This is a genomic window from Micromonospora sp. NBC_00821 (assembly GCF_036347035.1).
Taxonomy (GTDB): domain Bacteria; phylum Actinomycetota; class Actinomycetes; order Mycobacteriales; family Micromonosporaceae; genus Micromonospora; species Micromonospora hortensis.
Genome location: NZ_CP108880.1, coordinates 1,677,154 through 1,698,563 on the forward strand (window position 1 = coordinate 1,677,154; position 21,410 = coordinate 1,698,563).

Here is a 21,410-nt window from a genome sequence, read left to right on the forward strand (position 1 = left end):
CCGCCACGCTCGCGCGCCCTCCGACCCTTGATCAGGCGCGGGCGCCTAACGGCCCTTGATCAGGCGCGCGGGTGCGCCTGCCGGTACGCGGCACGCAGCCGTTCGACCGAGACGTGGGTGTAGATCTGCGTGCTCGCCAGCGACGAGTGGCCGAGCAGCTCCTGCACCGCACGCAGGTCCGCGCCACCCTCCAGGAGGTGGGTGGCCGCGGAGTGGCGTAGATCGTGCGGGCTGGTCCGGGGCAGTCCGGTGGTCTCTGCGTACGCACCGACGATCTGACGCGCGGTCGTCGGGTTGAGCCGACCGCCTCGGGCACCCAGCAGCAGCGCGTTGCCGGAGCGGGCACCCACCATCGCCGGGCGGCCCCGGCGCAGCCAGTCGTCCAACGCCCGCTGGGCGGGCACCCCGTACGGGACCGAGCGCTCCCGCCCGCCCTTGCCGAACACCCGGATCACCCGCCGGCCATGATCGACGTCGCCGACGTCCAACCCGCACGCCTCGCTGACCCGTACGCCGGTGGCGTAGAGCAACTCCAGCAGCACCCGGTCCCGTAGCGGCACCGCCTCGGCCGCTTCCGCTGCACCCGACGCCGGCCCGGCCGCCGCGTCCGTCCGCTCTGCGTCGGCGCGCGCCTGGTCCGGGAGTTCTGGGTCGGCGCGCGCCTGGTCCGGGAGTTCTGGGTCCGTGCGCGTCTGGTCCGGGGGCGGTGCCTGCCGGGACGGTGCCTCGACCAGAGCGGCGGCCTGGTCGGCGCGCAGCACGCTGGGCAGTTCCCGGTGCGCGCGAGGGCTGGCCAGTGCGGCGCCCACGTCGGCGGGGAGCAGCCCGGCCCGGTGTGCCCAGGCGCTGAATGCCCGCGCCGACGCGGCCCGCCGGGCCAACGACGTGCGAGCGGCACCCGTGGTGCGCTGCCGCGCCAGCCAACTGCGCAGCACCGACAGGTCCAGCTCGGCGAGGTCGACGCAGCCCATCCGGACGGCGTGGTCGAACAGCGAGACCAGATCGGTGACGTACGCGCGGACGGTGTGCGCCGACCGGTTACGGACCCGGGACAGGTGCTCGGCGAAGTCGTCGACAGCGTCGCGCAACGCTGGCGGCAGTGCCTGGTGCATGGCCCGGGTGCCCCGGTCCGCCCGGGTGCCCCGGTCCGCCCGGCTCATCGTGGCCGCGCCGACGTGCCGGCCGGTTCCTCGGCCCCGGCACCCTCACTGACGGCTGACACGGCACCAGCCTACGGCCGGCCCGCCGCCGCCACGGGACACGACGGCGCCGGTGTCCACCCCCGACTATCGGCGGTTGTTCCTCTTGCTCAGGAAGACGAGCAAGCCGACAACGAGCACGGCGGTCACGACGAGACAGCAGAGCACGCTGATGTGCCACGGCTTGATTGCACCCATGACCGGGCACGGTACCGGCAGTACCGGCTGGCTGGGACCCCGACCGCGAGCGGCCGGCCGGATCCCGGCCGTGAGAGGTACGGGCATCCGGACGGCCACCCCGGCCGGGGTGGCGGTCACGCATCCGCTCAGGTAACAGCTCGACCGGACGCCGCCGCTCGCTCGGGTTTGGCGGGTGGGGCGAGGGCGTAGCCGTCATCGCGACGGACCACCATGGACAGCTCCTCCAGCAGAGACAGCTTGCGCAACGCGGTCCGTAGGTCGACGCCCGCGCGGGCGGAGAGCCGGTCCACGCCCATCGCGCCTCGGCGGGGCAGAGCCTCCAGCAGCGACCGCGTGTCGTCGTCCAGCGCGTCGGTGGCCCGCTGCGGTCCACGCGCTGGCGGGGCCAGGTCCGCGCCGATCCGACCCACCTCCTCCAGCACGTGCGCCACCCCGGTGACCAGCCGGGCCTTGTCGGGGAACTCGCGCAGGAACTCGTGGGCACCGACGGACATCGCCGAGGTCACCGGGCCCGGCACCACCATGGCCACCCGATTGGCGTGAATGGCTCGCCGCGCGGTCTGCGTCGCGCCACTGCGCGCCGACGCCTCCACCACGACGGTGCCCCGGGTGCCTGCGGCGATCACCCGGTTGCGGATCAGGAACCGGGGCCGCAGCGGCTCGGCACCGGGCGGCCACTCGCTGACCAACAGCCCCGTCTCGGCGATCCGGTCGAAGAGGGCGGCGTTGCCCATCGGGTACGGACGGTCCAGCCCGCAGGCGAGCACCGCGACGGTCAGACCGCCCGCGGTGAGTGCGCCCCGGTGGGCGGCGGCGTCGATGCCGAACGCGCCACCGGACACGACCGTCCAGTCCCGCTCGGCCAGGCCGTACCCCAGCTCGGTCGCGACGTGCTGCCCGTAACCGGTCGCCGCCCGCGCCCCCACCACGGCCACCGAGCGATCCAGAGCCTCACCGAGCGGCCAGCTCCCGCGTACCCAGAAGCAGAGCGGCGGGGCGGTCTCACCGTCCACCCGGCGGCTGACGTCCGGTAGCCGCATCGCGGCCAGGCTGGCGACCTGGGCCGGCCACTCCTCGTCGTCCGGCGTGACCAGCCGGGCACCCAGGCGGTCCCCCCGTTCCAGGGCTTCCGCGGCCACCGCTCGCACGTCGCCGGCCGCCGAGCGTGCGGCGACAGTGGTGTGCAGCCAACCGCTCGGGCTGCCGCCGTCGAGCAGCAGATCCAGGGTCGCCACCGGGCCGTGCCGTTCGACCAGGTGATGCACCGCGCGCGTGCCCGGCTCCGCCAACCAGGTCAGGGCGACCCGGGCCAGCCTTCGTTCCTCCTCGGCGCTCACGCCGCCTCCCCCGTCCGTAGTTGAAGTGCCTCCCGGACGTCGTCCTGGTCAGGTCGGTCGCGACCGTCCAGATCGGCGATGGTCCAGGCCATCCGGATCACCCGGTCGAAGCCGCGCGCCGACAGCGAGCCGGAGTCGAGCCGGCCCCGCAGCTCCACGGTGACCCGGGCCGGCAGCCGCCACGGCGGTCGGCGCAGGTGCGGCCCTTCCACCTCGGCGTTGAGCCGTCGGCCGAGGCCGGCCCAGCGGCTGGCCGCCGCCTGCCGGGCCGCCGCCACCCGGGCGGCGACCGTCGCCGAGGGCTCGACATCGCCGTCGGTCGCCATCAGCTCGGCCGCCCGCACCGGCATCAGCCGCACCTGGACGTCGATTCGGTCGAGCAGCGGCCCGGAGAGCCTGCCCAGGTAGCGGCGGCGAACCAGCGGCGAGCACTCGCAGTGCGCGTCGCCGGCCGGCTTCGCGCACGGACACGGGTTGGCCGCCAACACCAACTGGGTGCGGGCCGGGTACACGGTGCCGCCCCCGCTGCGGCTCAGCTGGATGCGGCCGTGCTCCAGCGGCTGGCGCAGCGCCTCCAGCGCACCCTTGCTGAATTCGGGAGCCTCATCCAGAAAGAGCACCCCGCGATGCGCGAGCGACACCGCGCCGGGTCGGGCCAGCCCCGAGCCGCCCCCGACCAGCGACGGCACTGTCGCGGTGTGGTGCGGCGCCTGGAACGGTGGGCGACGCAGCAGCCGACCACCCGGCGGCAGCAGCCCGGCGACCGAGTGCAGCGCGGTGACCTCCAGCGCCGCGTCGTCGTCCAGCTCCGGCAGGATCGACGGCAGCCGTTCGGCGAGCATCGTCTTGCCGGCGCCCGGTGGGCCGAGCAGTGCCACGTGGTGCCCGCCGGCCGCGGCGACCTCCAGGGCGCGCCGACCCAACTGCTGCCCGGCGACGTCGGCGAGATCCGGCCCACCGGCCGGCGGCTCCGGGATGTCCGCCGGTGGTTCGATCAGCGGCGTTCCGTCCCGAACGAACGCGACGAGCCGGTGCAGAGTGTCCACCGCTCGCACCCGTACCCCGGGGATGACGGCGGCCTCGGCGGCGTTGCCGACCGGGACGATCACCCGCACGATGCCGGCCTGGGCCGCGGCGGCGACCATCGGGAGTACGCCGCGCACCGGCCGGACCGTCCCGTCGAGCCCCAACTCGCCGAGGACCACCACCCCCTCCAGCGGGAGCAACGGCAGCTCACCCGAGCCGCCCAGCAGCGCTGCGGCGATGGCCAGATCGAAGGCCGACCCGAACTTCGGCAGCGTGGCGGGCAGCAGGTTGAGGGTGATCCGCCGGTTGGGCCAGCGCTGGCCGGAGTTGACAACGGCCGCGCGGACCCGGTCACGGGCCTCGTGCAGGGCGGTGTCCGGCAGACCGGAGATCACCACCGCCGGCAGGCCGGCGGCCAGGTCGGCCTCCACCTCGACGAGGTGGCCGGTCACCCCGACCAGCCCCACGCAGAGCACCTTCGCGTAGCTCACGGCGCGTCACCGATCTTCCCGATACGCATGTCAGAACGCGCCCTTGAGGTGGTCGACCTGCGCTGGACCGGCGTGGGGCAGCCGCACCGACAGCACGTCGAAACGGACCTCCTCGGCGGTCGTACCGGTCTCGGTCAGCCACCGCGCGGCGAGCCCTCGCAGCCGGCGGGCCTTGGCCGGCACGACCGCCTCGGCCGGGGTGCCGAAGCTCTCACCCCGTCGGGTCTTCACCTCGCAGAAGGCGAGCACGGGCCCGTCCCACGCGATGATGTCGATCTCCCCGGCCGGGCAACGCCAGTTTCGGGCGATCGGGCGCAGCCCCGCCTCGGTCAGGTGCCGGGCCGCACATTGCTCGCCGTACGCGCCAACCGCCTGGTTCCGCTTCGTCATGGCCGGCACGGTGCCCGCCGGAGGGTGATCGCCGCGACCCGGCAACGGCCCACCTGTGGACAACGGGGGTGCTGTGGACAACCGGATGATCACGCCCGCCCTGTGCTACGGCCTCCCACCGAACCCGCGCAGCAATCGCCCAGGGGCCCAAGGACACCCCCTGCGCCGATCTTGCAGTTTCGGTAGTTGAAATGAGTGGTATGCCCCCTATGCCGGCACAGTAAGTGCAAGATCGCGCAAGATGGCCCACGCAATGGCGCTCACGAACAGGTGCCAGGTCTGTGGCCGTGCAACCGGTACTGAATCGTGCGACCGCGCTGGCTTGGTCGATTGACGGCGTCCGCCGGGCTGAAATGGCGCGGGCGTGGCCGGTCGCATACGGTGCCTGACGTGGACGGACGACGGAGTTTTCCGGAAGATCAGGAGTCGCGCTGGTACCCCGACGAGCGGGGTCGCGGTTACGGCGATTCGGAGTGGCGCGGCGCGGGCGAACCGCGGTACCGGGACGGCGAGATCCCCGAGCAGCGTGGTGCGGAAGACGGCCGCTCCGTCGAGGACACCGGAGTCGGCCGCCGCCGCGAGCCGGACTCGGGACGCTTCGGCGCGGTGGACGCGGGCCGCTTCGGTACGCCCGAGTCGGACTCGGGTCGCCTGAGCGCGGTGGACGGGGGTCGCTTTGGTACGCCCGAGTCGGACTCGGGTCGCCTGAGCGCGGTGGACACGAGCCGCTTCGGTACGCCGGAGTCGGACTCGGGTCGCTTCGGCGCCCTGGACGATCAGACCGGTCGGTTCGGGGCGAGCGAGGCTGATTCGGGCCGTTTCGGCGCTGTCGACCCGTTGGGCGGCGCGCGGCCGGAGGCGGACGGTTACCGGGCCACCCGATCGCGTCGGGCGGACCGGGACCCGTCGGAGACCTCCGGTGAGCTGCCCGGACGCCGCGCCGCCCGCGAGACGGCCACGGCGGGATCTCCGGTGACCAGCGCGGCGCCGGAGACGTCCCGCGACAGCACGTCGACAGCGCCGGCCGGCGTGCTCGCCGACCAGGCTCGTCCCGCTCCGCTCGGTGGGTACCCGATCATCGAGCCGACCCGGGGTGGCGGCGACACTCCGCACCCGCTGGAGATGCCGACCGGTCCGATGCCCGGGATCGGCCCGCGACCCGACCTGCCCGCAGGTGAGCCGCCGGTGTATCCGCCGGCCGCCGACGGCGTCTATCGGACCCGTCGACCGGTGCTGGCCGTACTCTTCGCCCTGCTGGTGTTGGTCTTCGAGGTTCCCGCGTTGCGGGTGCTGCTGGCGGGCGTGACCGGCGACCCGGTGGACGCCGGGAACGTGGTGGCGGGTATCGCCCTGGTCGCCGGTCTGCCGATCTTCGCGACCGGGCTGTACGGGCTACGAACCGGAGGTCTGGCGCTCGCCGACAACGGTCGGGGCTGGTTGCGCCCACCGACGGCCTACCTGACCGTCGGCCTGGTGCTCTTCGTGGCCGCCGCGCTCGCTGCCGGCTGACCCGGCCCGGCCCGCGGCCCGTCTGACCCGCCACCAGCCTGTCGCGCGCTGATGGTTCGGACAACAACCAGGAAATAGTGGCCTCCAGCGACGCGGAGGCCACTATTTCCACGAACCAGCGCGATCTTCCCGGCACCGCGCGCGATCAAGCGGGCGCGCGGGCGCGCGGCCGGGCAAGGCGAGCGGCGGAGCGCGGAGCAGCACGCCGCGCGCACCCCGGGGCGGCTGAACGGGCGAAGGGCGTACACTGGCCAACTGGCGACCGCCTCGGCGGTCGACCTCGCGCGCCCTCTTCACGAATCGTCGTGGAGCGACGGCCTCCCTGGTCCCGATCTTGATCGGGTCCACCATGGGTCGGCGACCAGGCGCCAGGACGCCCGGCCACCGGCCGGGCGTGACAACCAGGGACCTTGAGGAGTACCCCAACCATGGCCGTCGTGACCATGCGTCAGCTGCTGGAGAGCGGTGTCCACTTCGGGCACCAGACCCGGCGCTGGAACCCGAAGATGAAGCGCTTCATCATGACCGAGCGCAACGGCATCTACATCATCGACCTGCGCCAGACCCTCGAGTACATCGAGAAGGCGTACGAGTTCGTGCGTGGGACCGTCGCCGAGGGTGGCAGCATCCTGTTCGTCGGCACCAAGAAGCAGGCCCAGGAGGCGATTGCCGACCAGGCGACCCGGGTCGGCCAGCCGTACGTCAACCACCGCTGGCTCGGTGGCATGCTGACCAACTTCCAGACCGTTTACAAGCGGCTCCAGCGGATGAAGGAGCTGGAGGGCCTGGGTGACCTCAGCGGCACTGCCGCCGGGTACACCAAGAAGGAGACCCTGCAGCTCTCCCGCGAGAAGATCAAGCTGACCCGCACCCTCGGTGGCCTGCGGGACATGCAGAAGCTTCCCGCCGCGGTCTGGATCGTCGACACCAAGAAGGAGCACATCGCCGTCGACGAGGCCCGCAAGCTGGGCATCCCGGTGATCGCGGTGCTGGACACCAACTGTGACCCGGACGAGGTCGACTTCCCGATCCCGGGTAACGACGACGCGATCCGCTCGGCGGAGCTGCTGACCAAGGTCGTCGCCGCCGCCGTCGCGGATGGTCTGATCGCGCGTTCCGGCCGTCGCCGGGGCAACGACGAGAAGCCCGAGGGCGTCGCGAGCGACGAGCCGCTGACCGAGTGGGAGCGCGAGCTGCTCGAGCCGAAGAAGGCCGACGAGTCGGCCGCTCCGGCCGCTCCGGCCGCCGCGGCCGCGCCGGCCGAGCAGCCCGCCGCTGCCGCCGCCGAGCAGCCCGCCACCCCGGAGCAGCCGGCGCAGGCCGCCACCGAGCAGCCGGCGGCCGCCACCGCGGAGTGATCGCACCGTCGCTGCCCCGCCGTCCGTTTTCGCGAACGGCGGGCAGCGACGGTACGCCGGGCACGATCCGCCCGGATCCGGGTAACCGGCACCTCTGACCATCCACACGCCGTCTCAACACCGAAGAGAGAGCCATGTCCCAAATCACCGCCGCGGACGTCAAGAAGCTCCGCGACCTCACCGGCGCCGGCATGATGGACAGCAAGAAGGCGCTGACCGAGGCCGAGGGCGACTTCGACAAGGCCGTCGAGATCCTGCGCGTCAAGGGCGCCAAGGACGTCGGCAAGCGGGCCGGCCGTACGGCCGCGAACGGCCTGGTCGCCCACTCCGGCAAGGCGCTGCTCGAGCTCAACTGCGAGACCGACTTCGTCGCCAAGACCGAGTCGTTCATCGCGCTGGGCCAGCAGCTGGTCGAGCACGGTGAGCGCGCCGGCGTGAACTCCGCCGAGGAGCTGCTCGCCAGCGAGCTCGACGGCAAGGTCATCGCGGACCTGATCCAGGAGCAGTCCGCCAAGATCGGCGAGAAGCTGGTGCTCAACCGGTTCGCTCGGGTCGAGGGCACCACCGCCGTCTACCTGCACCGCAAGGCCCAGGACCTGCCGCCGGCCGTTGGCGTGCTGGTGTCGTACACCGGCAAGACCGACGAGGCCGGCGACGCCGACGCCCGGGGTGTTGCCATGCAGATCGCCGCGATGCGGCCGAAGTACCTCACCCGGGACGAGGTTCCGGCTGAGGTCGTCGAGTCCGAGCGGCGCATCGCCGAGCAGACCGCCCGCGAGGAGAACAAGCCCGAGGCGGCTCTGCCGAAGATCATCGAGGGTCGGGTCAACTCCTTCTTCAAGGACTTCGTCCTGATCGAGCAGTCGTCCGTCTCTGACAACAAGAAGTCGGTGAAGCAGCTGCTGGCCGAGGCCGGCATCGAGGTCACCCGCTTCGTGCGGTTCGAGGTCGGCCAGGCCTGAGCCGCCACCGGGCGCCGCTGGCGCCCGTGGGCAGGAGACATCAACGAGGAGGCCGCCGGTGTACGTGACAGGCACCGCGGCCTCCTCGTCACATAGGGTCGGCAGCGGCAGGTTCGCGGTACGCGCCGCACGGGGCGTGCGCGTGGGGAAGGGCGGGGCGGATGACGCAGGTTGTGAGTGACCGGACGCTGGAGCTGGATGATCCGACGGCACCGCCGCCGGGGCGTGCCCGCCGGGTGGTGCTGAAGCTCTCCGGTGAGGTCTTCGGTGGCGGCGCGATCGGCGTCGACCCGGACGTCGTCCAGGCCATCGCCCGGCAGATCGCCACAGTGGTCCGCCGCGGCGTGCAGGTCTCCGTGGTGGTCGGCGGAGGCAACTTCTTCCGCGGCGCGGAGCTGCAGAAGCGTGGGATGGACCGGGCCCGCGCCGACTACATGGGCATGCTCGGCACGGTGATGAACTGCCTCGCGCTCCAGGACTTCCTGGAGAAGGAGGGCATCGAGACCAGGGTGCAGAGCGCCATCACGATGGCCCAGGTCGCCGAGCCGTACATCCCGCTGCGGGCCATCCGGCACCTGGAGAAGGGCCGCGTGGTCATCTTCGGCGCGGGCGCCGGAATGCCGTACTTCTCCACGGACACGGTGGCCGCCCAGCGGGCGCTGGAGATCCGGGCCGACGTGGTGCTGATGAGCAAGAACGGCGTGGACGGCGTCTACACCGCCGACCCGCGGATCGACCCCACCGCCAGCAAGCTCGACTCGATCACCTTCTCCGAGGCGCTGCGCCGCAACCTGCGGGTGGCCGACGCGGCGGCGTTCAGCCTCTGCATGGAGAACGGCCTGCCGATGCTGGTCTTTGGCGCGCAGGGTGACGACACCATCATCCGCGCGGTGGGTGGCGACAAGATCGGCACCCTGATCACCGCCTGAGTCCCGCCGACCGGCGACGACGACAGCGGGTCTGACGACTTTCAGCAGAGCCCACCACGAGCACAGAAGGAGGCGAGGAGACCGGTGATCGACGACACCCTCCTCGAGGCCGAGGAGAAGATGGAGCGTGCGGTCGAGCACGCCAAGGAGGAGTTCGGCGCCATCCGTACCGGTCGCGCCAACGCCGCCATGTTCTCCAAGGTCATCATCGACTACTACGGCACGCCCACGCCGCTGACGCAGATGGCGTCCATCGCGGTCCCCGAGCCGCGGATGGCCATCATCAAGCCGTACGACAACTCGCAGATCAACGCCATGGAGAAGGCGATCCGCGACTCGGACCTCGGGGTGAACCCGAACAACGAGGGCAACCAGCTGCGCATCCTGCTCCCGCAGATGACCGAGGAACGGCGCCGCGACATGATCAAGGTGGCTCGGCACAAGGGCGAGGAGGCCAAGGTGGCGATCCGCAACGTCCGCCGCCGTGGCAAGGAAGAGCTGGACCGGATCGTCAAGGACGGCGAGGCCGGCGAGGACGACGGTCGCCGCGCCGAGAAGGAACTCGACGACCTGACCCAGCGGTACGTTGCCAGCGTCGACGACCTGGTGAAGCACAAGGAAACCGAACTGCTCGAGGTGTGACCCATGCTGCGAGGCTCGTTCCCGACGTCGGGAACGAGCCTCGTTCCATAGGTCAGCAGGGGATCCAGACGGTCCTGGTGCTCTCGGCGAACTGCTCGCCGGTGTCCCAGTCGCGCAGCGAGAAGTGGGCGGTGGCCCGGCCGGGGTGCAGCGCGGGAGCGATCCGGGCGAACCCCATCCCGAGTTCGACGGTGCCGCCGTCACAGAGGATCTCGCCGGCGCCGTGCCCCCCGGTCGCCCAGAGGGTCGGCAGGCCGTCCTGCACCAGCGAGGCCGACATGAGGACCACGCCGGCCGGGCAGTTGCGGGCGGTGGCGGTGACCCCTGCTGCCGGGTACGTCACTCCCGGCTCGCCGACGGGCGGCTCGAACGGGTACAGCTCGCTGGTGTGGCGGTCGATGGTGATCCTGGTCCGTGCCGTGGTGGCGGCGGCCGGTGACCCTGCTCCCAGGACCATGGCGGCCACCGTCAACACCGCGAGACCGAACGTGTACATGTGAGTGCCCTTCCCCCGTTGCGGAGCGCGGGCTGGCGCCGGCGCGGCACCAGCGGACCACGCCGGGCGGGTTCGCTCAGTACTCGATCGCGCACCGGACGAGTCGGATCGACGGCTGCGGATTGCCTGTGGTCTGCCGTACCGGATGGGTGTGTGTCGCTGGCCGCAGGGCCGGCGGCGCCGGGTGGCGTCCGTGGGCGTGCCTCGTCCGCCGTGCCGATCCGGCGTGTGCAGTAGGCTCGGCAGGATTCCCGGCCACCGGGTGGTGAACACCGGGGATCGACCGACCGTCGGGGCGGTCAATCCGAGGAACATCGCACGTGTAGGGGATGCTTGTGGTCTTGCGTCATGTGGTGGTTCTCGTGCCGCTTCGCGGTGCGTGATGTCCCACCCCGACCCCTACGGCAGCGAGCCTCGCGGCTGGGACAGGCCGGAGCGCCCGGTGGCGCTGCCCTGGCCGGACCAGGAGCTGGAGGCAGGCCAGTGGAGCCGCCGTCCGGCCGCCGGCCCTGAGCTGTACGCCGACCCGCACGCCCGGCCGTACGCCGATCCGCATCCCGCGGACCCGTACGACGAGCGTGGCCGCCCGGCCCGCCCGGACGACCGCTTCGACGACCGGGACCGGCACGATCGTTTCGACGACCGGGACCGGCACGTCGACGACCGCAACCAGCCCGACCGGTACGACGACCGGGGTCGCGGTGACCGTTACCCGGACCGACCTCCCACGGGGGAGGGGCCGCCCCGGTACGACGGCCCGGACCGCGGGCGCTTCGACGAGCCGAGCCGTCTCGACGGCCCTCCCGCCCGCTTCGACGACCCGGGGTACCCGACCGAGCAGCTCGCGCCTGTCCGGGCCGACGTGGTGCCGGACGAGGCTCCGACGACGGGTCGACGGTCGAAGGGGCGACGTCGGGCCAGCCTCGACCGACCGGCCACCCAGCAGGTGGGCACCGGGCGGGCCGGGCGTAACCTTCCCGCGGCGATCGGGGTCGGGCTCGGCCTCGGCGCGCTGATCGTGGTGCCGCTGCTGGTCTATCCGTTGGCCTTTCTGCCGGTGATCGCCGCCGCGGTCGCCATCGGTATGTGGGAGATGGCCCGCGCGGTACGGCGCAGCGGCGCGCACCCGCCACTGGTGCCACTGATCGCCGGCGGCGTGTTGACGGTGGGTCTGGCCTGGTACGCCGGCCCGGACGCGCTCAGCCTGGGACTGTTGGTCACCGTGCTGGGCACCATGATCTGGCGGTTGGGTGACGGGCCGGCCGGCTTCCAGCGGGATCTCACCGCGGCCACCCTGATCGCCGTCTACGTGCCGTTCCTCGCCGGTTTCGCGGCGTTGCTGGCGGCGGCCCCCGGCGATGGCCACCTGCGCATCCTGGCCACGCTGATCGGGGTGGTCCTCTCCGACACCGGTGGCTACGCGGCCGGGGTCTCCTTCGGCCGTCACCCGATGGCCCCGTCGATCAGCCCGAAGAAGTCCTGGGAGGGCTTCGCCGGCTCGGTCACCGCGGCGGCCCTGGGTGGAGCGTTGCTGCTGTGGCTGATGTTCGAGGTTGCCCCCTGGTGGGGCGCGCTGTTCGGGGTGGCCGTCTCGTGCGCGGCGGTCCTCGGCGACCTGGCCGAGTCGATGATCAAGCGGGATCTCGGCGTGAAGGACATGAGCAACCTGCTGCCCGGCCACGGCGGTCTGATGGACCGACTGGACTCGATCCTGTTCGCGGTGCCGACGGCCTACCTGCTGTTGGCGATCTTCGTGCCGGTGGTGGGCTGAGGTATGAATCACGGCGACCTGGTCATCCGGCTCCGGCGGTCGCGGCCCGTTCGACACCTCCGGACCGGCAGCCGCCGCCGACGGCGTGACACACTGGACCAGCCATGACGAGCCTGCCCTTGATCCCCGCCATCTCGGTCGCCCCCGCCGCGCGCCGGGCCTCCATGCCCCCTCAGCACCTCGCTGACCTGGACCTGGCCGGCCGCCAGGCACTGGTCACCGGGCTGGGTGAGCCGGCCTTCCGTGCCAAGCAGGTCTCCAACCACTACTTCGGGCGGTTGGTCCGCGACCCGCAGGCGATGACCGATCTGCCAGCGGCGACCCGGGAGCGGCTGGCAGACCAGTTGCTGCCGACGTTGCTCAATCCGGTGCGCGAGCTGGCCTGCGACGACGGCGCGACCCGCAAGGCGCTCTGGCGGTTGCACGACGGTGCGATGGTGGAGAGCGTGCTGATGGGTTACCCGGACCGGGTGACCGTCTGCATCTCCAGCCAGGCGGGTTGCGGCATGGCCTGTCCGTTCTGCGCGACCGGCCAGGCCGGGCTGACCCGCAACCTGTCGACGGCGGAGATCGTCGACCAGGCGGTGTACATGGCCGGGGTGGCGGCCTCCGGCGTGGTGGCGGGTTCCCCGCCGAGGCTGTCGCGCGTCGTCTTCATGGGCATGGGCGAGCCGCTGGCCAACTACAACCGGGTGATCGCGGCGATCCGTCGGCTGGTCAGCCCGGCTCCGGAGGGGCTCGGCCTGTCCCAGCGGCACATCACCGTTTCCACGGTCGGCCTGGTTCCGGCCATCCACCGACTGGCCAGCGAAGACCTCTCAGTGACCCTTGCGTTGTCGTTGCACGCGCCCGATGATGATCTGCGCGACGAACTCGTGCCGGTAAACCAGCGCTGGAAGGTAGCCGAGGTGCTGGACGCAGCGTGGGACTACGCCGCCCGGACGGGCCGCCGCGTGTCGATCGAGTACGCGATGATCAAGGACGTGAACGACCAGCCGTGGCGAGCCGACCTGCTCGGGCGGCTGTTGGCCGGCAAATTGGCCCACGTGAACCTCATTCCGCTCAATCCGACGCCGGGCAGCCGCTGGGACGCGAGCCCGAAGCCGGTCGAGCGGGAGTTCGTCCGGCGGTTGCGCGACGCCGGGGTGTCCACCACAGTTCGGGACACCCGAGGTCGCGAGATCGACGGCGCGTGTGGCCAGCTTGCCGCCGCCGAAGACAACGACACCAACACCGACCGCGCCGGAGAGGCACCGGCGTGACCGGGCGTGGCGAACGAGACCAGGAGACATAGTGGCGAGTCAGGGTCAGCGTTTCCGGCGCAAGGCGCTCCGCCGGGGATACAAGGTCGACGAGGTGGATGCCTTCCTCGACCGGGTCGAGGCGACGCTCGACGGCCGGCAGGTCGGTGCCCCGGTGGCCTCCCAGGAGGTTCATGACGTCGTCTTCCGGGTCCGCTTCAACGGCTACGACGAGTGGCAGGTCGACCTGCACCTGGACCGGGTCGAGCGGCAGCTGGCCGAGCTGGAGGAGCGCAACAGCGCGGGGCGCGGTGGCGACCCCCGGATGGGTGACCGGATGGGCCCACCGGACCGGATGGGTCCGCCGATGCGTGACGACCGGGGCATGGTCCCGCAGCCGATGCCGCCCCGGCCGATGCCCGCGCAGGCCGGCCCGCCCTACGGCCGCTACGACGAGCCGACCGGTGCCTTCGCCGGTGGGTACGACGCCCCCCGCGGCGGTGGTTACGACGCGCCACGTGGCCCGGCCGGCCCGCCGATGGGTCCCGGTGGCCCGATGGGCCCCGGCCCGATGGGTGGCCACGGCATGCCGCAGCGCGGCCTGCCCGCCGGTCCCAGCGGGTACGGCCCCCCGGACGACCAGCGCTCACCCGCTGGCTACGGCCAGGATGACCAACGCGGTGGGTACGGCCCCGACGACCAACGCGCGCCCGGCGGTTATCCGCCGCCGCCGGAGGAGCCGCGCTTCGACGGCTTCGAGGCCGGGCGGCACGGTCGCGCCGACATGACGGCCGAGATCCGGATGCCGGAGCGGGATCTGCGCGACATGCGCCGTGGTCCTGCCGGTCCGCCTCCGCTGCCGCAGCAGGGCATGGGTGGCCCGCCGATGGCCGGTCCGCCGGCGGTGGCCGGCCCGCCGATGGGTGGCCCGCCGATGGGCGGTCCGCCGATGGCCGGTCCGCCCGGCAGCGACCTGTACCGGGTCGACCAGATCCGCCGTAGCTTCCAGGTGCGCCGGTTCGGCAGCGGGTACGACCCCGACCAGGTGGACCGGTTCTTCGACACCCTGCTCGGTGGCATGCAGCGCCGCAACCCGATGCCGGTCGACCCGAAGGACCTGGACACGCTCCGGTTCGGCCTGGTGCCGGGTGGCTACTTCGAGGCCGAGGTCGACGCCGCGCTCAAGGACGTGCAGGACATCCTCTTCGGGCGCTGACCCCGAGGCGATACGGACGAGGGCCCGTCCCCCGGGTGGGGGCGGGCCCTCGGCGTACGTCGGCCGGTCGTCCGGCGGTGGGTCGGGTCAGGAGCGCAGACCGCTGCGCCGCAACACGACGTCGCCGATCACGATGATCAGCAACAGCGCGGCCAGGCCGATCAGCCAGATGTCCTCGACCCTGCCCTCGTGGTTGCCGCAGATCATCGCCAGCAGCGCCAGTGCGGACAGCACGGCGCCGATCTGCCCGGCCTTGCGGTGCCCGGGCTTGTGCTGGTCTGGCGACGTTACCGGCTCGCTTCCTGCCACTGTCGGTCCTTCCCTCGCGATCGGATCTTTGGTTAGTCTGGCACGCCTCGTACCCGGTGCGGTGGGGTGGGGGTTTCCTGGCCATCGGCCCTGCCCCACCTGGGCTGGACGGCACTACCGGCGTCGCGGGGCGGCGGTCAGACCCGCTCCGGTAGCGTTTGGCGTACACCTGATTGTCTGTTTGAGGGGGACTGTGCGGTGCGAGTGACCGGAACCGGGCACGCCAGCATGCGGATCGACACGGCCGCGGGCAGCATCCTGTGCGACCCGTGGGTGAATCCGGCCTACTTCGCGTCGTGGTTCCCGTTCCCGGACAATTCTCTGCTGGACTGGGAGAGCCTGGGTCAGGTCGACTACCTGTACGTCTCCCACCTGCACCGGGACCACTTCGACGCGAATCACCTGCGCGACTTCGTCTCCAAGGACGCCACCGTCCTGCTCCCCGAGTTCCCCACCTCGGAGATGGAGGACGAGTTCCGGGCGCTGGGCTTCACCAAGTTCCTGAAGGCGCCCAACGAGCAGGTGGTGGAGCTGCCCGGCGGCCTGCAGATCATGATTCAGGCGTTGACCAGCCCGACCGACGGGCCGATCGGCGACTCCTCGCTCTGGGTCGAGTACGAGGGTGTGCGGCTGCTCAACCAGAACGACGCCCGCCCCACCGACCTGAGTGTCTTCGCCGAGCTGGGGCACGTGCACGCGCATCTGCTCCAGTTCTCCGGTGCGATCTGGTACCCGATGGTCTACGAACTGCCGCAGGCGGCGAAGACCGCGTTCGGCAAGCAGAAGCGTGACCGGCAGTTCGACCGGACCTGGCGGTACATCGACGACCTGAAGGCGTCGCACGTCTTCCCGATCGCCGGCCCGCCGTGCTTCCTCGACGACGCCCTGTGGCAGTTCAACGACATCCACGGCGACGAGGGCAACATCTTCCCCGACCAGTCCGTCTTCATGTCGGAGTACGCCAAGGTCGGCGGCACCAACGGGATCGTGCTGCTGCCGGGCAGCGTCGCCGAGGTCACCACCGAGGGCGCGAGCACCACCCACCCGGTGCCGGTGCAGGAGTTCTTCGCGAACAAGGTCGCGCACCTGGAGGAGATGCGGGAGCGCAAGCGCCCGATCATCGAGGCGGAGAAGGCGTCCTGGCGGCACCCCGAGGTAAACGTGCTCGGCGAGATGAAGCGTCGGATCGAGCCGCTGCTCGACGAGTCGATCTACCTGGCCAAGGGGGTTGGCGGCCCGGTCCGTTTCGACCTGGTGGGGTATGACGGCGAGAGCGTCGAGTCGATCGTTGTGGACTTCCCCGGCAAGGAGGTCCGGCCGTACGCGGACGAGAAGGTGCGCTACCGGTTCCGGACCGAACGGTCGCTGATCGAGCACTTGCTCTTCATCGACGAGGTGGACTGGGTCAACTCGCTCTTCCTGTCCTGCCGGTTCTCGGCGGCCCGGATCGGCCAGTACAACGAGTTCGTCTACGCGTTCTTCAAGTGCCTCTCCGAGGAGCGGCTCCAGTACGCCGAGGGCTGGTACGACGAGCACGAGCGCAGCACCGACGCCGAGGACATCACGTTGGGCGACTGGGTGGTGCAGCGGCGGTGCCCGCATCTGAAGGCGGACCTGACCCGCTTCGGCATCGTCGACGGTGACCAGCTCACCTGCCAGTTGCACGGCTGGCGCTTCGACCTGCCCAGCGGCCGCTGCCTAACGAGCGTCGGCCACAAGGTGCGAGCCCACCGAGTAGACGCGGAAACCCCCGCCCCCGCCGGCGAGGCTGTGATCTGACCCGCCCGGTTGATCATGAAGTTATTGTCACGACACGCCGCCACGGCGGGCAATAACTTCATGATCAACGGGGGCCGGGCCGGGGCCGGGGCCGGGCCGGGGCCGGGCCGGGCCGGGGCCGGGCCGGGCCGGGGTTAGGGGTTAGGGGTTAGGCCGACAGGTCGGTGAGGATGCGGCGGGCGGCGTTGTGACCGGCCGCGCCGATGACGCTGCCGGCCGGGTGGCAGCCGGCGCTGCCGGCGTACACACCGTCGACGCCGGTGGCGTAGGGCATCCGGTCGGTGAACGAGACGGTGTTGTCGACGTGGTGGATGTGCCCGCCGGTGATGCCGAAGTGCTCCTCGATGCCAGGCGGCGGCAGCGGCACCGCGTCGGCGATCAGGTCGGTGGTGCCGGGCGCGTACCGCTCGACGATCCCGAGCAGCCGGTCGACGTACCCGGGCAGCTCCGCGTCCCAGGTGGTGCCGGCCAACTCGTAGGGGACGGACTGGACGAAGAGCGCCGACGAGTGGTGCCCGGCGGCGTCGGAGAGCGACGGGTCGACTGTGGTGTGCAGGTACCACTCGACGGTGGGCTCCGCCGGCAGCAGCCCGGCCTGCACGTCTGCCCACATGGCGCGCAGCGCGGTCATCGGCGAGGTCTCCGCTCCGCCGACCAGCGACGCCGACCCGGGCAGCAGGTGGATGGTCGAGCCGAACGGGCTCGGCGTGCCGTCCGGCAGGCAGGAGAACCGCGGCAGCCCGGTGAGCGCCAGGTTGAGCTTGAGGGTGGTGCCGGGCCGGCGGACCGCCGCCATCCGTTCGCCGAGCCGCGCCGGGAGCGCGCCGTCGGGCAACAGGTCCATCAACCGGTACGGGTCACAAGCGCCGAGCACCACTCGCGCGGCCACCTCCCGACCGTCAGCGAGCACCACTCCGCTCGCCGCGCCGCCGTCCACTGTCACCGCGTGCACCGGCGTACCGGTCAGGATTGTCGCTCCGGCAGCGCGGGCGGCCTCGGCGAAGGTCCGGGAGACGGTTCCCATCCCACCCTCGGCGATCATCCAGGTGCCGCCGGAGCCGGGCAGTCGGCACATGTTGTGCACCAGGAAGTTGTGGCCGGTGCCGGGATCGTCCGGGCCGGCGTTGAGCCCGGACAGGCCGTCGGTGACCGCGTACATGCTGACCAGCAGCTCGGAGCGGAACTCGAACCGGGCCAGGTAGTCGGCGACCGAGCCCTGCACGAGGTCGACGAAGACCTGGCGCAGCGCCGGGCGGACTTGCCGCTCGGCGGTCTCCTGGACGCTGAGCGGCTCGGCCAACCAGGCCGGGGCGAGGTCGTCCCGCAGCGCGGCCAGCTCGGCCTGCATGGCGTCGTCGGCGGCCACGTCGGCGGGGGAGAAGAACTCGGCGAGCTGCGCCCGGGTGGCGGCGGTGTCACTGCCGAAGAGCAGGTACGGCGAGCCGAGGCCGCCCGGGGTGGGGAGGAAGTAGTGCGGGTCGCGGCGCAGCACCGGGATCCGGACGTCGAGCGTGGCGAGCAGTTCCGGGGGCATCAGTCCGAGCAGGTACGACCCGGTGGAGTGGCGCAGCCCCGGCACCTTCGGGAACGGGTTCTCGGTGCGGGTCGCGCCGCCGATGACGTCGGCGGCCTCCAGCACGAGGACGTCCAGGCCGGCGCGGGCCAGCAGTACCGCGGAGACCAGACCGTTGTGCCCGGCACCGACGATCACGACGTCGGCGCGGGCCGGAATCTCACTGCTCATGCCGCGGCAGCCTAGTCCGCCCCACCAGCCCAGGTCACCCCTTCCACTCCCACCCACCCACCCCCCACCCCCGCCCCCCACCCCCACCCCCACCCCCACCCCCACCCCCACCCCCACCCCCACCCCCACCCCCACCCCCACCCGCCCCGGTGATCAAGAGGTTTGCGTCATTTGACTGCCTGGTGGTGACGCAAACCTCTTGATCAACCAGATGGGGCGGAGGGTGGGGTGGGGGTTGGGGTGGTGGGGGTGGGGGCAGCGGGTGGGGGTAGGTGGAGGGTGAAGGTGGAGCCTTGGGTGGGGGTGCTGGTGGCGCTGACAGTGCCGCCGTGGGCCTCGGTGAGCTTGCGCACGATGGCGAGGCCCAGGCCGCTGCCGCCGGTCTGCCGACTCCGGGACTTCTCGGCCCGCCAGAAGCGGTCGAAGACCCGGGGCAGGTCCTCGGCGCTGATGCCGCTGCCGGTGTCGGTCACCGAGACGATGACCTCGGCGTCGGTAGCGCTGGCGCTGAGCGTCACGCGCCCGCCCGACGGGGTGTGCCGTACCGCGTTGGCGACCAGGTTGCCGACGGCCTGGCGGAGTCGCACCGGGTCGGCGTCCACCTGCGGGTCGGCCCCGGTGCGTACCGTGATGGTGACGCCGACCCGGTCGGCCTGGGCCCGGTGCGCCTCCGCGACCTGGGCGAGCAGGTCGGTGAGGTAGACCTCCTCACGGTGCAGCCGCAGCGCGCCCGCGTCGGCCTCGGCCAGGTCCTGCAGGTCGGTGATCACGTGCTGGAGCAGTGTCGCCTCCTCCAGCAGTGAGGAGAGCAGCCGGCGGTCTGGGGCCGCGACGCCGTCCTCGACCGCTTCGAGCCAGCCCCGGATGTTGCTCACCGGCGTACGCATCTCGTGGGCGATGTCGCTGACCATGGCCCGGCGTAGCTGCTCCAGCCGTTCCCGGCGTTCGGCCATGTCGTTGAATGCCTCGGCCAACCGGGCGATCTCGTCGCGGCCGGTCACCCTGACCCGTGCGGCGACGTCGCCGTCGCGCATCCGCTGGGCGGCCCCGGTCAGCGCGTGCAGCGGACGGGTCAACCGGATGCCAGCCAGGACTGTGAAGCCGATCGTCACCAGCAGGACAAGACCGGCGACCGCGACGATGCGGGTCTGGTTGCCGGGGGAGAGGTCGAAGGTGGTCGACTGGCGACCGCCCGGGTCGGTGACGAAGAGAGTCGCGGCCGGCGCGACGTACGGAAGGAGTTGTTCGCGTCGACTGGTGCCGACGCAGGCACTGACCGCCCGGTTGTGCTCCTGGTCGACGCCGGCCGCGCTGCGGGAGTCGGGTGCGCTGGCCGCCGGCTGCCTCGTCCAGGTCCAGTTCAGGTCCACCTGTACGGCGGGCAGGCGACGCCGCGCCAGGCAGGTGTTCACCAGGGCGTTGAGTTGGGCGAGCGCCTTGCCCTCGGTGGGCGTACGGGTCGCGAGATCCTCTCTCAGCTGGCCGCAGACGGCACTGTCGGCGAGGTTGGTCCCCGGGGTGTCGATCCGTGGGCGGCCGGTGGGGCCGTCCACGACGGTGGCGTCGATCTGTGCCCGCAGCCGCAGACACTGGACCGCCTCGGCCGCCCTGTCGCGCAGTGCGGCGCGCTCCTCGGGCGGGAGCAGGTACGGCCCGGTGGTGCGCGGGTCGATGCGGCTGGTGCCGCTGTCACCGCTGCCCGGCAGTGTGGTGCCGGGCATCAGGGCGGTGTCGACAGCGAGCGCGTCGACTGTCGCGGACGACGTCGTCGGCAACGGGCCAGCGCCGGGGGCCGAGTCCGCGATCGGCGCACCGGTGTCGGTGGTCAGGGCGATCCGCCGGCCGACGTCCTGGGCGAGCGGCCGAAGGGCCGCGTCGACCCCGTCCCAGTTCGGGTGGGTCGCCGCGTACGCGAGCACCGTGTCGTAGATGCGCGCGTCGTCGGCGAGCGCTTTCCCCTGCTCCTGCCGGATCGCCCCGGTGGTGGTGCGGACGGCCAGCCACGCGGTCGCCGCGATCGAGCCGATGGCGATGAGGACGGCCAACGCCAGCAGTCGGAGCAGCAGGCTGCGGCGCAGCGGGACCTCACCCGACACGGGGTGACTCTTCGACCAACTTGTATCCGATGCCGTACACGGTCACCAACCGGGCCGGCTTGCGCGGGTTCGGCTCGATCTTCCGGCGGAGGTTCATCACGTGCACGTCGACGGTCCGGTTGGTGATGTACCTGTCGAACCCGTGCAGGTAGCCCAGGAGCTGATCCCGGGTGAACGCCCGGGCGGGCTGGGCGGCCATCGCCTGGAGCAGCTGGAACTCACCGGGTGTGCAGTCGACGAGGCGTCCGTCGCTGCGTACCTCGTGGCGCACCGGGTCGACGTGCACCGCGCCGACCCGCAGCACCGGGTCCGCCTGCGTCCGTTGGCCCCGGCGCAGCAGGCTGCGGGCCCGGGCGACGAGTTCACGCGGGCTGTACGGCTTCGTCATGTAGTCGTCGGCGCCCAGGTCGAGGCCGAGGAGCAGGTCGTCTTCGGTCGACCGGGCGGTCAGCATGAGCACCGGCAGGTCGGACTCCCGGCGCAGGATGCGACAGACGTCGAGGCCGTCGACCTTCGGCATCATCACGTCGAGGATCAGCAGCGCCGGGGGACGCTGACGGATCTGCTCCAGGGCGGCCCGCCCGTCGGCCACCACGACCACCTCGTGCCCCTCGCGTTCCAGATACCGGCGGGCCAACTCCGCCTGCTTCTGGTCGTCCTCGGCTACCAGCACGTACGCACACACGGCAGCGACTGTACGTGGCCCCGACGGGT

Annotated in this window: 16 protein-coding genes and 3 pseudogenes; 9 read left to right on the plus strand and 10 right to left on the minus strand. The window is 71.9% G+C overall.

Features of this window, described 5'->3' with window-relative positions; genetic code table 11:
- Positions 1 to 59: 59 nt before the first annotated feature.
- The 5 genes and pseudogenes from OHB44_RS33440 to OHB44_RS07885 all read right to left on the minus strand — a co-directional run.
- A pseudogene (locus tag OHB44_RS33440) lies at positions 60 to 560 on the minus strand (tyrosine-type recombinase/integrase); the annotation flags it as partial.
- A gap of 138 nt (positions 561 to 698) precedes the next feature.
- Positions 699 to 1,160 (minus strand): annotated as a pseudogene (locus tag OHB44_RS33445) (site-specific integrase); the annotation flags it as partial.
- 365 nt (positions 1,161 to 1,525) lie between these two features.
- Positions 1,526 to 2,737, minus strand: coding sequence for a DNA-processing protein DprA (gene dprA, locus OHB44_RS07875; RefSeq protein ID WP_266303412.1), 1,212 nt, complete (start codon positions 2,735 to 2,737; stop codon positions 1,526 to 1,528).
- Entirely contained in the window at positions 2,734 to 4,254 is a 1,521-nt protein-coding gene (locus OHB44_RS07880) for a YifB family Mg chelatase-like AAA ATPase (protein ID WP_330440146.1), read from the minus strand. Before OHB44_RS07880 ends, dprA begins: the two co-directional genes overlap by 4 nt.
- A 30-nt stretch (positions 4,255 to 4,284) precedes the next feature.
- The gene (locus OHB44_RS07885) at positions 4,285 to 4,644 is read right to left on the minus strand and encodes a YraN family protein (protein WP_238686877.1); all 360 of its coding nucleotides are present in this window, start codon (positions 4,642 to 4,644) and stop codon (positions 4,285 to 4,287) included.
- A gap of 353 nt (positions 4,645 to 4,997) precedes the next feature.
- Between OHB44_RS07885 and OHB44_RS07890 the strand changes: the two are divergent.
- The 5 genes and pseudogenes from OHB44_RS07890 (at position 4,998) to frr (ending at position 10,044) form a co-directional block, all read left to right on the plus strand.
- Positions 4,998 to 6,153 (plus strand): annotated as a pseudogene (locus OHB44_RS07890) (hypothetical protein).
- A 428-nt stretch (positions 6,154 to 6,581) separates the two neighbouring features.
- Positions 6,582 to 7,511, plus strand: coding sequence for a 30S ribosomal protein S2 (gene rpsB, locus OHB44_RS07895; protein ID WP_330440149.1), 930 nt, complete (start codon positions 6,582 to 6,584; stop codon positions 7,509 to 7,511).
- A 134-nt stretch (positions 7,512 to 7,645) separates the two neighbouring features.
- Entirely contained in the window at positions 7,646 to 8,473 is an 828-nt protein-coding gene (tsf, locus tag OHB44_RS07900) for a translation elongation factor Ts (RefSeq protein ID WP_091400300.1), read from the plus strand.
- Between the two features lie 161 nt (positions 8,474 to 8,634).
- The gene (pyrH, locus tag OHB44_RS07905; RefSeq protein ID WP_030487501.1) at positions 8,635 to 9,402 is read left to right on the plus strand and encodes a UMP kinase; all 768 of its coding nucleotides are present in this window, start codon (positions 8,635 to 8,637) and stop codon (positions 9,400 to 9,402) included.
- Positions 9,403 to 9,486: 84 nt separating this feature from the next.
- Complete coding sequence (gene frr / locus OHB44_RS07910; protein ID WP_203149044.1) at positions 9,487 to 10,044, plus strand: ribosome recycling factor; 558 nt, start codon at positions 9,487 to 9,489, stop codon at positions 10,042 to 10,044.
- A 52-nt stretch (positions 10,045 to 10,096) separates the two neighbouring features.
- Here frr and OHB44_RS07915 read toward each other — a convergent pair whose 3' ends face one another.
- Positions 10,097 to 10,540 carry a hypothetical protein gene (locus OHB44_RS07915; protein WP_330440154.1) on the minus strand — a complete coding sequence of 148 codons (444 nt, stop codon included), beginning with the start codon at positions 10,538 to 10,540 and terminating at the stop codon, positions 10,097 to 10,099.
- Positions 10,541 to 10,922: 382 nt separating this feature from the next.
- Between OHB44_RS07915 and OHB44_RS07920 the strand changes: the two genes are divergently transcribed.
- The 3 genes from OHB44_RS07920 (at position 10,923) to OHB44_RS07930 (ending at position 14,768) form a co-directional block, all read left to right on the plus strand.
- A complete protein-coding gene (locus tag OHB44_RS07920) occupies positions 10,923 to 12,311 on the plus strand; it encodes a phosphatidate cytidylyltransferase (protein ID WP_238686873.1) in 1,389 nt (462 codons plus the stop codon).
- Positions 12,312 to 12,415: 104 nt separating this feature from the next.
- Positions 12,416 to 13,573, plus strand: a complete 1,158-nt coding sequence (gene rlmN / locus OHB44_RS07925; RefSeq protein WP_238686872.1) for a 23S rRNA (adenine(2503)-C(2))-methyltransferase RlmN — start codon at positions 12,416 to 12,418, stop codon at positions 13,571 to 13,573.
- Between the two features lie 31 nt (positions 13,574 to 13,604).
- A complete protein-coding gene (locus OHB44_RS07930; protein WP_238686871.1) occupies positions 13,605 to 14,768 on the plus strand; it encodes a DivIVA domain-containing protein in 1,164 nt (387 codons plus the stop codon).
- A gap of 87 nt (positions 14,769 to 14,855) precedes the next feature.
- Here the strand turns inward: OHB44_RS07930 and OHB44_RS07935 are convergent, their stop codons facing one another.
- Complete coding sequence (locus tag OHB44_RS07935) at positions 14,856 to 15,077, minus strand: DUF2631 domain-containing protein (RefSeq protein WP_091400308.1); 222 nt, start codon at positions 15,075 to 15,077, stop codon at positions 14,856 to 14,858.
- 198 nt (positions 15,078 to 15,275) lie between these two features.
- Between OHB44_RS07935 and OHB44_RS07940 the strand changes: the two genes are divergently transcribed.
- On the plus strand, positions 15,276 to 16,856 hold the full coding sequence (locus OHB44_RS07940) for a Rieske 2Fe-2S domain-containing protein (protein WP_330440156.1): 1,581 nt from the start codon (positions 15,276 to 15,278) through the stop codon (positions 16,854 to 16,856).
- Between the two features lie 148 nt (positions 16,857 to 17,004).
- On the opposite strand, the gene OHB44_RS07945 is transcribed toward OHB44_RS07940, so the two are convergent.
- The 3 genes from OHB44_RS07945 to OHB44_RS07955 all read right to left on the minus strand — a co-directional run bounded on the left by OHB44_RS07945 (position 17,005) and on the right by OHB44_RS07955 (position 21,381).
- A complete protein-coding gene (locus OHB44_RS07945) occupies positions 17,005 to 18,600 on the minus strand; it encodes a phytoene desaturase family protein (protein ID WP_330440157.1) in 1,596 nt (531 codons plus the stop codon).
- A gap of 203 nt (positions 18,601 to 18,803) precedes the next feature.
- Positions 18,804 to 20,696: a HAMP domain-containing sensor histidine kinase gene (locus tag OHB44_RS07950; RefSeq protein ID WP_330440158.1), complete on the minus strand. Its 1,893-nt coding sequence runs from the start codon at positions 20,694 to 20,696 to the stop codon at positions 18,804 to 18,806.
- Positions 20,686 to 21,381, minus strand: coding sequence for a response regulator transcription factor (locus tag OHB44_RS07955; RefSeq protein ID WP_238687136.1), 696 nt, complete (start codon positions 21,379 to 21,381; stop codon positions 20,686 to 20,688). Before OHB44_RS07955 ends, OHB44_RS07950 begins: the two co-directional genes overlap by 11 nt.
- Between the last annotated feature and the right edge of the window lie 29 nt (positions 21,382 to 21,410).